The organism is Streptomyces sp. VTCC 41912, from assembly GCF_045799175.1.
In the GTDB taxonomy this organism is placed as follows: Bacteria; Actinomycetota; Actinomycetes; order Streptomycetales; family Streptomycetaceae; genus Streptomyces; species Streptomyces albulus_C.
Genome location: NZ_JBJMAB010000020.1, coordinates 70759 through 82955 on the forward strand (window position 1 = coordinate 70759; position 12197 = coordinate 82955).

The 12197-nt window shown below is 74.7% G+C and carries 8 protein-coding genes and 1 pseudogene; 3 read left to right on the forward strand and 6 right to left on the reverse strand.

Annotated elements, in window-relative coordinates; translation table 11 throughout:
* Window positions 1-75 precede the first annotated feature (75 nt).
* Entirely contained in the window at window positions 76-777 is a 702-nt protein-coding gene (locus ACJ6WD_RS25325) for a DUF4097 family beta strand repeat-containing protein (RefSeq protein ID WP_407616549.1), read from the forward strand.
* On the opposite strand, the gene ACJ6WD_RS25330 is transcribed toward ACJ6WD_RS25325, so the two are convergent.
* Window positions 764-3313 carry a glycoside hydrolase family 3 protein gene (locus ACJ6WD_RS25330; RefSeq protein ID WP_407616550.1) on the reverse strand — a complete coding sequence of 850 codons (2550 nt, stop codon included), beginning with the start codon at window positions 3311-3313 and terminating at the stop codon, window positions 764-766. The genes ACJ6WD_RS25325 and ACJ6WD_RS25330 overlap by 14 nt on opposite strands.
* Window positions 3314-3457: 144 nt before the next feature.
* On the opposite strand from ACJ6WD_RS25330, the gene ACJ6WD_RS25335 reads away from it, so the two are divergent.
* Window positions 3458-4102: a TetR/AcrR family transcriptional regulator gene (locus ACJ6WD_RS25335; protein WP_233660908.1), complete on the forward strand. Its 645-nt coding sequence runs from the start codon at window positions 3458-3460 to the stop codon at window positions 4100-4102.
* Window positions 4103-4179: 77 nt separating this feature from the next.
* The gene (locus ACJ6WD_RS25340) at window positions 4180-5655 is read left to right on the forward strand and encodes a nitrilase-related carbon-nitrogen hydrolase (protein ID WP_376556091.1); all 1476 of its coding nucleotides are present in this window, start codon (window positions 4180-4182) and stop codon (window positions 5653-5655) included.
* A gap of 86 nt (window positions 5656-5741) precedes the next feature.
* Here the strand turns inward: ACJ6WD_RS25340 and ACJ6WD_RS25345 are convergent, their stop codons facing one another.
* The 5 genes and pseudogenes from ACJ6WD_RS25345 to ACJ6WD_RS25365 all read right to left on the reverse strand — a co-directional run bounded on the left by ACJ6WD_RS25345 (window position 5742) and on the right by ACJ6WD_RS25365 (window position 12186).
* Window positions 5742-6662, reverse strand: a complete 921-nt coding sequence (locus ACJ6WD_RS25345; protein WP_233660910.1) for a ribokinase — start codon at window positions 6660-6662, stop codon at window positions 5742-5744.
* A 92-nt stretch (window positions 6663-6754) separates the two neighbouring features.
* Window positions 6755-8676 (reverse strand): annotated as a pseudogene (locus tag ACJ6WD_RS25350) (substrate-binding domain-containing protein).
* On the reverse strand, window positions 8666-10327 hold the full coding sequence (locus ACJ6WD_RS25355; protein ID WP_407616551.1) for a sugar ABC transporter ATP-binding protein: 1662 nt from the start codon (window positions 10325-10327) through the stop codon (window positions 8666-8668). The pseudogene ACJ6WD_RS25350 and the gene ACJ6WD_RS25355 overlap by 11 nt, the downstream one beginning before the upstream one ends.
* A 150-nt stretch (window positions 10328-10477) precedes the next feature.
* Complete coding sequence (locus ACJ6WD_RS25360) at window positions 10478-11479, reverse strand: LacI family DNA-binding transcriptional regulator (RefSeq protein ID WP_407616552.1); 1002 nt, start codon at window positions 11477-11479, stop codon at window positions 10478-10480.
* Window positions 11480-11757: 278 nt separating this feature from the next.
* Window positions 11758-12186 carry an organic hydroperoxide resistance protein gene (locus tag ACJ6WD_RS25365; RefSeq protein WP_233660912.1) on the reverse strand — a complete coding sequence of 143 codons (429 nt, stop codon included), beginning with the start codon at window positions 12184-12186 and terminating at the stop codon, window positions 11758-11760.
* Window positions 12187-12197: the final 11 nt, after the last annotated feature.

The window sequence follows — 12197 nt, forward strand, 5'->3', positions numbered from 1 at the left end:
GGGGGCGCGGGACGATGAAGGTCGAGCGGATGCCGCTCGGTACCGCACCGTCACCACTGCCTCGGGGGAATCACCATGGCCCGACTCCGCGCCGCCCATCTCATCCTGCCCTGTGCGGCCCTGACCCTGCTGACGACCGGCTGCTCCCTGGTCGTCGGCGGCCCGCGCACCACCGCCGAGCGGACGTACGGCGTCGACGGCGCGGTCAGCTCGCTGTCGGCGACGAGCCACGGCGGCAACATCGAGATCGTGCCGGTGGACGCCGGCGGCGCCGTCAAGGTCACGGAGAAGGTGACGTACGACGGGTCCAAGCCGAAGACCACGCACACCCTCAAGGACGGCCGGCTGACGCTGACCGCCGAGGAGTGTGCGATGGGCCAGCACTGCGAGGTGGCGTACCGCGTGCTGCTGCCGCGCACCGCCTCCGTCGACCTGCACACCAGCGGCGGGGACGTCACGGTCCGCGGCGCCTCCGGCGGGATCACCGCGGACACCAGCGGCGGCAACATCACCGTCGAGGACACCAAGGCCCGCACCGCGAAGGTGAAGACCAGCGGCGGGGACGTGGAGATGACGCTGGGCGCGGTGCCCGACGACGTCTCGGGGCGGACCAGCGGGGGCGACGTCACGCTCCGCGTCCCGAAGGGCACCTACGCCGTCGACGCGGAGACGAGCGGCGGCAGCCGCAAGGTGTCCGTCGGCACGGACGAGGGCTCGGCGCACAAAATATCCGCCCGGACCAGCGGTGGCGACGTCTCGGTGCTCAGCCAGCCGTGATCTGCGCGGTCAGCCGGACGTCGGCGCTGCTGCGGGCCGCCGCGACGGTGTAGCGGCCCGGGATCCGGCGCCAACCGCCGTCCGGTTCCGACCAGATCTCGAAGGCGCGCCCCGGCAGCGGGATCTCGGTCTCCACGCTCTCGCCGGGCCCCGCCTCGACGGTGGCGAAGCCGGCCAGCCAGCGTGCCGGGCGCTCCGGCGCGCCGGGGGCGTCGCCGGCCGGCGCGAGGTAGATCTGGACGACCTCGCGGCCGGGGCGGTCGCCGGTGTTGCGCAGCCGCACCCACACGGAGTCGGGGGTGGCGTCCAGGGACTCGTACTCCCAGCGGGTGTAGCCCAGTCCGTGGCCGAAGGGGTACGCGGGGGCGGTGGTGGTGCGCTGCCAGGCGCGGTAGCCGATGAACACCCCTTCCGCGTAGGGGAGGGTGCCGTCGGTGGGGGTCACGGTGGAGACCGGGGCGTCGGCGAGTCGGGCCGGCCAGGTGGTGGGGAGCCGGCCGCCCGGTTCGTGGTCGCCGAGCAGGACGTCCGCGAGCGCGGCCCCGGCCTCCTGACCGGGGAACCAGCTCAGCAGCACCGCCGGGACCTCCTCGCGCCAGGGCAGCTCCACCGGGGAGCCGGAGTTGACCACCACGACGGTGCGGGGGTTGGCGGCGGCGACCCGGGCGACCAACTCGTCCTGCCGGCCCGGCAGCCGGAGGTCGGTGCGGTCGAACCCTTCCGACTCGACCTCCTCGGTGGTCGCCACGACCACGATCGCGACGTCCGCCCCGGTCGCCGCCCGGACGGCCGCCACGATCTCGGCGTCTCCGTCGAGCTGTGGTTCGCCGTGGCCGAGGACGAAGTTCAGAGCGTCCATCCCTTCGCCCAGCCCGAGGCTGTGCGGCACGAAGCGCAGGGTGAGCGCCACCTCCTGATCGGCGGTCAGCTCCACGGCGATCCGGTGCTCGGCAGGCTGCATGAACGCCTCGAAGGGGTCGGTGCCCGCCGCCCCGGCTCCGTCGCCGTCGAAGAGGACCCGGTCGTCCAGGGTCAGCCGGAGCCGGCCGGCGCCGGCCACGGCCAGGGTGTGGGTTCCGGTGGTCCGCGGGGTGAAGCTGCCGGTGAGTTCGACGGCGTGCAGCTCCTGCCGGGTGACGCCGTCGGGGAAGCTGCCGAGCACCTGGACCTTGCCGTCGAACTGCGGCGTCTCGGTGAGCAGTCGGCCCTCGGCGGTGAGGTAGCGGGCGTGCAGGGTGAAGCCCTCGCGGGCGTGCGGGACGCGGGTGCGCGGGTCGGCACCGGTCGCGAAGACGACCTCGACGTCGTCGGGCAGGGCCGCGCGCAGGCCCGCGAGCGGGGAGACGATCTGTGCGGGGAAGACGGTCGCCGAGCCGCCGCCGAGGACGCGGGCGTCGCGGGCGGCCGCACCGATCACGGCGACCCGGCGCAGGGCGGCGGCGTCGAGCGGCAGGATCGGGCGGGCTGCGCCGCCGGGCGCCGCCACCGGTGCGTTGCGCAGCAGGACGACGGCGCGGCGGGCCAGGTCGCGGGCGACGGCCCGGCCGTCGATGCCGTGCGGGACGTCGGACGGGGCCACCGCGGGCGGCACCCCGTCCAGGCAGCCGGTCCGGGCGGCGAGCAGCAGCACCCGGCGGACCGCGGCGTCCACCTCGGACTCGGCGACCTCTCCCGCGCGGACGGCTGCCGCGAGCGGGGCCCCGAAGACGGTTCGGGGCCCGGGCATGGCGATGTCCAGGCCGGCGCGCAGGGCGCGGACGGTGTTCCGGGCCGCCGTCCAATCGGAGACGTTGCAGCCGTCGAAGCCCCAGTCCCCGCGCAGCACCTCGGAGACGAGGTGGTGGTGTTCGGTCATCGTCGAGCCGTTGACCTGGTTGTAGGCGGTCATGATGCCCCAGGGGCGGGCGTGGGTGACGATGTGTTCGAACGGTGCGAGATAGAGCTCGTGCAGCGGGCGCGGGGCGATGCGGTTGTCGACGGTGAAGCGGTCGGTCTCGGCGTCGTTGCCGACGAAGTGCTTGACCGTGGTGCCGACGCCGCCGTCCTGCACGCCCCGCACGTACCCCGCCCCGATCACCCCGGTCAGCAGCGGGTCCTCCGCGTAGCACTCGAAGTGGCGGCCGCCCAGCGGTGAGCGGTGCAGGTTCACGGTCGGCGCGAGCAGCACGTGGACGCCCTTGCGGCGGGCTTCCTGAGCCAGCAACCGGCCTGCCCGGCGGGCCAGTTCCGGGTCCCAGGTGGCGGCCAGGGCCGTGGGGCTGGGCAGCGCCACGGAGGGGTCCTCCGCGCTCCACTGCCGTCCGCGGACGCCGATCGGCCCGTCCGACATCACCAGCGACCGCAGCCCGATCGCGGGGACGGCCGGCAGGCTCCACATGTCCTGCCCCGAGAGCAGCCGTGCCTTGGTGTCCAGGTCGAGCGCGCCCAGGGCCCGTTCCACCACGGCGGCGTAGTCGTGGGGCGCGGTGTCGGCGCGGGGGTCGGCGGAGGTGCGGGGTCCGGGCTCGGTGTGGCGGGCGGGCGACTGGTCGGTCATGTGCGGCGCTCCCTTGCGTGGACGTGCGGACCCCCTGGCCGCATTCTGACCCTCACACCGAGCAGAAGGTAGGCATTGTTATTCTTCTGTTATTCATGCGTCGTGGGCGTCGGAGGGGCGGGGCCGGAGGGTTAGGCTCGGTCGGTGAGTGCACGAGGGCAGGACGCGGGCCGCGGTGCCCGGCGGACCGGCGGCGGGCGGGAGGTGCAGCGCGCGGAGCGGCGGGCGGCGATCCTGGAAGCCGCCATGGAGCTGATCGCCGAGCGCGGCTACCGCCGGACGTCACTCGCCGCCGTCGCCGAGCGCGCCGGACTGACGCAGCAGGGGCTGCTCCACCACTTCCCGACCAAGGAACTGCTGCTGGTCGGCGTGTTGGAGGCGCGCGACCGCTGGGACGCGGCCGCCGCGGCGTCCGGCTCCTGGCGCACCGGCACCCTCGCCCAACTCGTCGACTACAACGCCACCCGCCCCGGCATCGTCCAGGCGTACACCGTGCTGTCCGCCGACAGCGTCACCGAGGACCACCCGGCACGCGCCTTCTTCGAGGCGCGCTTCCGGGGCGTGCGCGAGGCGCTGACCGGGGCGCTGCGGGCCGAGTTCGGCGAGACCCTGCCCGGCGGCCTGACCCCGGAACGGGCGGCCCCGCTGCTGGTCGCGGTCATGGACGGGCTCCAACTCCAGTGGCTGCTGGATCCGGAGCGGGTCGACATGCCGGCGGCGTTCCGGGACTTCCTGGGGCTGCTCGGCGGCGGGGAGGCGCAGGAGGGCGACGGCGGCACGGCGCCGTAGCGCGGGGCGGGCCCCGGGGCGGGGGCGGTTGTCCACAGGCCGCCGCGGGCGGGAGGGGCGGCGGGCATCATGGAGGAATGATCGTTGCTGCCGCACAATTCCCCTCCGTACCGGGCGACATCGCCGCCAACGCCGCGCGGATGGCCGGCCTCGTCACCGAGGCCGGCGAGCGCGGTGCGGGGGTGGTGGTCTTCTCCGAGCTGGCCCTGACCCACTACGACCTCGGGCCGATAGCCGCCGATCCGGCAGCGCTGACGGTGCTTCCGGACGATCCTCGGCTGGCCCCCGTGCGCGCGGCATGCCGCGCGGCCGGCGTCGCCGCGGTGGTCAACGCCCCCGGTCGCAGCGGGGCGGACGGGGCGAAGCCCACCATCGCCACCTTCGTCTACGGGCCGGACGGCACCCTGCTCACCCGCTACGACAAGCGGCACGTGGCCGAGGGCGAGAGCGCGGTGTTCGCACCGGGCACCGCGCACGGCCGGTTCACGCTGGGCGGGATCCGCTTCGCGCTCGCCACCTGCTTCGACAACTCCTTCGCCGAAGTGCCGGAGCGGGCCGCGGCCGACGGCTGCCGGGTGTACCTGTCCAGCGCGTTCCACGGCGACGGCGAACGGGTCGCGCGGTACGCGGAGTTGGCGCGCACGCACGGGCTGCACGTGGTGCTCGCCAACGGCATCGGCGTCGGGAGCCCCGGTCCGGGCGCCGGGCTCAGCGGTTGCTGGCTGCCGTCCGGCGAGCGGGTGGCGGCGGCGTCCGCCGGGCCGGACGGGGAGGGCGCACAGCTGGTGCTGAGCGACGTACGGGACGCGATCACGCTGATGGCCGACCCGGCGGTGGCCGCGGTGCCGGTGCGGGAGTGCGGCGAGCCGCTGGTGGACGTGCGGGACGCCGCGCCCGGACTGTCGGTGGACGGACTCAAGGCCGGAGCCGACGGCGCGGCCGGGGAGGGAGCGTTCGCCCACCTGCGGGAGGGGGTGCTGCGACGGCTGCTGGCCGCCCAGGAAGCGCTGCCGGCCGGGCTGCGGCTGCAGTTCGTGGAGGGGTACCGGCCACCGGCCCTCCAGCGTCGGTACTTCGCGCAGTACGCGGACGAGCTCCGGGCCGCCCACCCCGACTGGGACGCGGCACGGATCCACCGCGCCGCCAGCCGCTACGTGTCCCCGCCGGAGATCGCCCCGCACAGCGCGGGCGGCGCCGTGGACCTCACGCTGGTCACGGCGGACGGCGACGCGGTCGACATGGGGACGCCGATCAACGCCTCCCCCGAGGAGAGCGGAGGCGCCTGCTACACCTCCGCACCGGAGCTGACGCCCGCCGCCCGCGCCAACCGCCGGATCCTGTCCGCGGCGCTGCGCGGGGCGGGCCTGGTCAACTACCCCACCGAGTGGTGGCACTGGTCCTACGGCGACCGCTACTGGGCGCTGGCGACCGGCGCGGAGCACGCGCCGTACGGCCCCCGGGAGCTGGGCGCCGAGCCGGCGGCCCGGTGCTCCGACGGCGTCACGCACGAGGGCGGGGCGGCCGCTGCGCACGGCGCGGGGGCCGAGCGGTGAGGCACGGACGGGGCCGACGGGGCGGTGCGGCGTGGTGGTCAACCACCGTGCCGCGCCGTCCCGCCGGCCCCGTCCCGCGCGGGCGGTTACGGCTGCTCGGGCAGTTCCGGCAGCCGGGCCAGATCCTCGGCCGTCGGGTACGAGGGCTGCGCGCCGGGCTTGGTGACGGCGGCCGCGCCGACGCGCACCGCGAAGCGAGCCGCGTCGGCCAGGGCGGCGCCGCCGGCCAGCCGGGTGGCCAGCGCACCGGTGAAGGCGTCGCCGGCGCCCGTGGTGTCCACGGCCTCGACCCTGACGCCGGGCACCGTGGTCGTCCCGGAGTCGTCCAGCACCAGCGCGCCGTCGCCGCCGAGGGTCACCACGACCGAGCGGGCGCCCCGCTCACGCAGGGCGGCCGCCCACTCGGCGGGGGTGCCGTCGCTGCGTCCGGACAGCTGCCGGGCCTCGTGCTCGTTGACCACCAGCGGATCGGCCGCCGACAGCAGTGCGCGGTCGAGGTCCTCGGGGGTCGGCGAGGGGTTGAGGACGACGCGGGTGCCGGCCCCCTCGGCGGCCTCGGCCGCCGCCCGCACGGTCTCCATCGGGATCTCCAGCTGGAGGGAGAGCACCGTGGAGGCGGCGATGACGTCCTGGGCGGCGGCCACGTCCTTCGGGGTGAGCGCGGCGTTGGCGCCCGGCGAGACCACGATGCTGTTGTCGCCGTCCGGGCTGACGATGATCATCGCGGTGCCGGTGCGGGCGTCCGCGTCCACGATGACGGGCGCCACGTCGGTGCCCGCGGCGCGCTGGGCGGCGAGCAGCAGCTCCCCGTAGGCGTCGCCGCCGACCCGGGCCAGCAGCGCGGTGCGCCCGCCGATCCGGGCCGCCGCGGCCGCCTGGTTGGCGCCCTTGCCGCCGGCCGACTCCACCAGGTCCGTGCCGAGCACGGTCTCGCCCGCTCCGGGGCGCCGGGTCACCCGTACGGTCAGGTCCGCGTTGGCCGAGCCGACCACCAGGACGTCGTACATGCGCCGTTCCTCTTCTCTGTCCGGGCGTCGTTCTCTCGTGTCCATACGCCGTTCTTCCGTTCCTTCCTGCGTGCCGCCGCCGGGCGGCCGGGTCAGCCGCCGAAGCGGGCGGCGTTGGCCGCCGTCACCAGCACGACCGGCACCTTCACCGTCCGGGGCAGCCGCTCGCCGCGGGCCGCCTTCAGCGCCCAGTCCACGGCCTGCTTGCCGAGGAGTTCGGGCTGCTGGGCGACGGTGGCGGTCAGGGTGCCGGCGCGGACGGCGCCGACCCCGTCCGGGGTCCCGTCGAACGCCACCACCTTGACGTCCTTGCCGGCGCGGGCGCCCAGTGCCTTGGAGGCGCCGAGTGCCATCTCGTCGTTGGCGGCGAACACCCCGCCGATGTCGCGGTGTGCCTGGAGCATATTGGACATCACGTCCATGCCCTTGGTCCGGTCGAAGTCGGCGGGCTGCCGGGCGACGACTTCGATGCCGGGGTACTGCTTGATGCCCTCCTCGAAGCCCTGGCCGCGTTCACGGGCGGCGGAGGTGCCGGGCTGGCCTTCGAGGAAGGCCACCTTGCCCTTCCCGCCGAGCGCCTCGGCGAGGGTCTTGGCGGCGAGCCGGCCCCCGGCGACGTTGTCGGAGGCGATGGTCGAGCCCACCTGCCCGCCGTTGACGCCGCGGTCGATGGAGATCACCGGCACCTTGGCCCGGTTGGCGACGCCGACGGCGGGGACGGCGGCGTCGGAGTCCACCGGGTTGATGATGGCGGCCTTCACCTGCTGGCTGGTGAAGGTCTCCATCTGGTTGATCTGCTGCATCGGGTCGTTCTGCGCGTCGGTGATGTTGATGTGCAGTCCGCGGGCGTCCGCCTCGGCCTGCGCGCCCTTCTTGATGCCGACGAAGAACGGGTTGTTCATCGTGGACAGGGCCAGCCCGAGGTCGGTGTTGCCGCCGCGGTCGCAGCCGGTCAGGACGAGGGCGCCGACCGCGAGGGCCGCGCCGAGCAGTGCCGTGCGCCGCTTCATCGCGCGCTCCTGCGCCGCAGGGTGTCCAGGAGGACGGCGAGCGCGATCACCAGACCGGTGGCGACCTGCTGCCAGAAGGCCGAGACGCTCAGCAGGTTGAGGCCGTTGCGCAGCACGGCGAGGATCAGGGCGCCGATCAGGGTGCCGGACGCCTTGCCGGAGCCGCCGGAGAGGCTGGCGCCGCCGATCACGACGGCGGCGATGGCGTCGAGTTCGTAGCCGCTGGCGGCCTGCGGCTGGGCGGAGGTGAGCCGGGCCGCCAGCACGATGCCGGCGACGGCGGCGAACACCCCGGACAGCGCGTAGATCACGAGCTTGCGGCGCTTGACGTCGATTCCGGACAGACGGGCCGCCTCCTCGTTGCCGCCGATCGCGAACATCGCACGGCCGGAGTAGGTCCGGGCCAGGACCAGTGCGGCGATCAGCCCCATCGCGATCATGACGAGGACGGGCACCGGCAGCCAGCCGCCGAGGGTGTCACCGAGGGCGTTGACCGCGTCGGGGAAGGGGATCGGCGTGCCGCCGGAGAGGACCAGGGCCAGGCCGCGGCCGACCGACAGCATCGCCAGGGTGGCGATGAAGGCGGGCAGTCGGCCGTAGGCGACCAGGGCGCCGGAGAGCAGCCCGGCGGCCGCGCCGACCGCGAGGCCGAGCAGCACCGCGAGCCAGACCGGCAGTCCCTCGTTGGTGGCGGCCCAGGCGACGACGGTGGCGGAGAGCGCGGCGACCGAGCCGACCGACAGGTCGATGCCGGCCGAGACGATCACGAAGGTGACGCCGAAGGCCAGGATCGCGGTGACCGACGCCTGCACGCCGACGTTGAGGAGGTTCTGCCCGTTGAGGAAGTCCCGGGACAGCACCGCCATCACCACGGCCAGGGCGATCAGGCCGCCGAGCGGACCGTTGCGCAGCACGGCCCGGGAGAACCACGGCCCGAACCCGTCCGGGGCCGCTCCCCCGCCCGCCGCCTTCGGGGCGGCTGCTGTCTTCACGTCAGCGGACATCGGAGCCCTCCATCGCGCTCTCGTTGGTGTGCGTGCCGTCCCCGGTGCCGTGCGGGGACTGGAGCGCCAGCTCCATCACGGCGTCCTGGGTGGCGTCGGCGGCGGGGAGTTCCCCGGTCAGCCGGCCCTGTGCCATCACCAGCACCCGGTCGCTCATGCCCAGTACCTCGGGCAGGTCGCTGGAGATCATCAGCACCCCGCAGCCGGCCGCGGTCAGCTCGTTGACGAGCTGGTAGATCTCGACCTTGGCGCCGACGTCGATGCCGCGGGTCGGTTCGTCCAGGATCAGCAGCCGGGTCTGCGCCAGCAGCCACTTGCCGATGACGATCTTCTGCTGGTTGCCGCCGGAGAGGGTGCGGGCGGACTGCCCCAGGCCGCTCATCCGGACCTTCAACTGCTCGGCGACGGCGGCCGCTTCGCGTCGCTGACCGCGCCGGTCGACCAGCCCGCCGCGGGTGTCCCGGTCGAGCCGGGCCAGCGTCAGGTTGTCCTGGAGCGAGGCGTCCAGGACCAGCCCATGGCCCTTGCGGTCCTCGGGCACCAGCCCCAACCCGGCCCGCATCGCGGCCCGGACGTCGCCGCGCACCAGCCGGGCACCGGCCACCTCGACGGAGCCGGCGTCGTAGCGGTCCACGCCGAAGACGGCGCGGGCGACCTCGGTGCGGCCGGCGCCGACCAGTCCGGCCAGCCCCACCACTTCGCCGGCCCGGACCTCGAAGTCGATGCCCTCGAAGACCGGCCGGGCCGGAGCGCCGCCGGTCGTCCTGGCACCGTGCCGGGTCAGGCCCCGCACGCGCAGCAGGGGCGAGCCGGGCGCGTCGGAGCGGCGGCGCGGGTACTGCTCGGCGATGTCCCGGCCGACCATCAGCCGGATCAGTTCCTCCTCGCCGGTGGCGGCGGGCACCTCGTCGATCGAGCGGCCGTCGCGCAGGACGGTGACCCGGTCGCCGAGGGCGCCGATCTCGTCGAGGTGGTGGGTGATGAAGATGATGCCGACGCCGGCCTCGCGCAGTTCGCGGACGATGCCGAAGAGCGTCTCCACCTCTTCGGACGTGAGCACCGCGGTCGGCTCGTCCATGATCAGGATGCGGGCGTCGAGGCTGAGGGCCTTGGCGATCTCCACCATCTGGAGCCGGGCGATGCCGAGTTCGGCGACCGGGGTGTCCGGGGGGACGTCGAGCCGTACCCGGCGCAGCAGGTCGGCGGCGCGGGCGCGCATCGTCTTCTTGTCGATCAGGCCGAGCGCGGTGCGCGGTTGGCGGCCCAGGAAGACGTTCTCGGCGACGGTCAGCCCGGGGACGAGGTTGAACTCCTGGTAGATGGTGGCGATGCCGAGCCGCTCGGCGTCCTGCGCGGAGCGGATCTGCACCTCGCGGAGCGCGTCGGGCTCGCCTTCCCCGGTGTTCGCCGCGGGACGGCCCGCGCCCCCGGCGACGAGGATGCGGCCGCTGTCGGGGCGGTGGGCGCCGGAGAGCATCTTGATCAGGGTGCTCTTGCCGGCGCCGTTCTCGCCGAGCAGGACGTGCACCTCACCGGCGCGCAGGGTCAGGTCGACGCCGTCCAGTGCGCGGACGCCGGGGAACGCCTTGGTCACCCCCTCGACGCGCAGCAGTTCGCGGCCGCCCGGTACGTCGTCGTTGACGCCGGTCATGCGCTGCCCCTCTCTCCTCGGTGGGTTCCTCGGTTGGCGGGTGGTGTCCGGGCGCGGCGCCCGGACGGTGGTGCTTCGGTGGGCCCCGGCGGGGCGGGGCGGGCTGGCTGGTAGGACCGGTGCGTTGCGGTGCCGGTGGGGCGGGTGCGGTCAGGGGGTCGGCGGTTCGCCGCAGGAGCGGCGCGGCACCAGGTGGGCGGGCAGCAGCACGTCGGGGGCGGGGCGGCCCTCGATGCGTGCCAGCAGGGTCTGCACGGCGGCCCGGCCGAGGTCTCGGGTGGGCTGGGCGATGGCGGTCAGCGGCGGGTCGGTGTGCGCGAACCACGGCACGTCGTCGTAGACCACCAGCGCCACGTCGTCCGGGACCCGCAGGCCGCGGGCGCGGAGTTCGTCCATCGCACCGAGCGCCATGAGGTTGTCGGTGGCCAGGACCGCGTCGGGCGGCTCGGGCAGGTCCAGGAAGTCGCGCATCACCCGGCGGCCGCCGCTGGGTTGGAGGTCGGGGGTGGCACCGACGCGCTCGTCGGGCAGGGCGATGCCGTGGTCGGCCAGGGCGGCGCGGAAGCGTTCCAGGCGCTCGTCGCCGGTGGGGGTGCCGGCCGGGGCGACGATGATCGCGGGGCGGCGGCGGCCGAGCGCGGCGAGGTGGGCGGCGAGGTCGGTGAGCGCGGCCCGGCCGTCGGCGCGGACGCAGGGGGCGTCGATGCCGGGGACGGTGCGGTCCAGCAGGACCAGCGGGGTGCCGGAGGCGACGACCTCGCCGAGCATCGCCGAGCCGGTGCCGGCGGAGCTGACCAGCAGGCCGTCGATGCGGCGGTCGAGCAGGGTGCGGATGTAGTCGTCCTGTTGGGCGGGGCGCTCGCCGGCGTTGCCGATGACGAGGCTGTAGCCGAGGCCGCGGGCGGCGTCCTCGACGGCGTCGGCCAGTTCGGTGAAGAAGGGGTTGGTGAGGTCGCTGATCACCAGGCCGAGCGTGCCGGTGCGGGCGGTGCGCAGGGCGCGGGCGACGTTGTTGGGGCGGTAGCCCAGCGCCTTGACGGCGGCGAGCACCCGCTCGCGGGTCTCGGCGACCGGGCTGTTGCCGTTGAGGACCCGGGAGACCGTGGCGACGGAGACTCCCGCCCGCTCCGCCACGTCCTTGATGTTCGCCATGGCTCCGTCGCCGTCCTGTCGCTCTGTCGCTCTGCCGTCCCGCCGCTCACGCGGGTGCGTCGTGTAATCGATTACGCGTCACGCGTGAGGGCTACGAAATCGATTACACGGCGGTTGCGTCAAGACTCCGTCGCTGTGGCCTGCGTCACGACGGACGGTCGGCGGGGCCGCGGAACGGGGGCGGGAACGGCGAAGGGCCGCACCCCCTGACGGGATGCGGCCCTCGTGCCACCGGTGCCGAAGGCGGCCGGTCAGGTGCCCCGGCGGCCCGAAGTGCCTCAGGCGACGGTCAGCGTGACCTCGATGTTGCCGCGGGTGGCGTTGGAGTAGGGGCACACCTGGTGCGCCTTCTCCACGAGGTCCTTGGCGGTGGCCGCGTCGACGTTGGGGATCGAGGCGACGATCTCGACGGCGAGGCCGAAGGCGCCCTCGGGGGTCTTGCCGATGCCGACCTTCGCGGTCACCCGGGAGCCGGAGACGTCGGCGTTCTCACGGCGGCCGACGACGCTGAGCGCGCCCTGGAAGCAGGCGCTGTAGCCGGCCGCGAAGAGCTGCTCGGGGTTGGTGCCGGCGCCGCTGCCACCCTGCTCCTTGGGCGGGTTGACGACGACGTCGAGCTTGCCGTCGTCGCTGGCGACGCGGCCGTCGCGGCCGTTCTCGGCGGTGGCGACGGCGGTGTAGACGACGTCGACGGTCTGGATGGACATACCGATCCTCC

What these genes read in the sequence shown, in the direction of transcription:
- ACJ6WD_RS25325 (WP_407616549.1), top strand. Translation starts at nt 76, where the DNA reads ATGGCCCGACTCCGCGCCGCCCATCTCATCCTGCCCTGTGCGGCCCTG.
- ACJ6WD_RS25330 (WP_407616550.1), bottom strand. Translation starts at nt 3,313, where the DNA reads ATGACCGACCAGTCGCCCGCCCGCCACACCGAGCCCGGACCCCGCACC.
- ACJ6WD_RS25340 (WP_376556091.1), top strand. Translation starts at nt 4,180, where the DNA reads ATGATCGTTGCTGCCGCACAATTCCCCTCCGTACCGGGCGACATCGCC.
- ACJ6WD_RS25345 (WP_233660910.1), bottom strand. Translation starts at nt 6,662, where the DNA reads ATGTACGACGTCCTGGTGGTCGGCTCGGCCAACGCGGACCTGACCGTA.
- ACJ6WD_RS25355 (WP_407616551.1), bottom strand. Translation starts at nt 10,327, where the DNA reads ATGACCGGCGTCAACGACGACGTACCGGGCGGCCGCGAACTGCTGCGC.
- ACJ6WD_RS25360 (WP_407616552.1), bottom strand. Translation starts at nt 11,479, where the DNA reads ATGGCGAACATCAAGGACGTGGCGGAGCGGGCGGGAGTCTCCGTCGCC.
- ACJ6WD_RS25365 (WP_233660912.1), bottom strand. Translation starts at nt 12,186, where the DNA reads ATGTCCATCCAGACCGTCGACGTCGTCTACACCGCCGTCGCCACCGCC.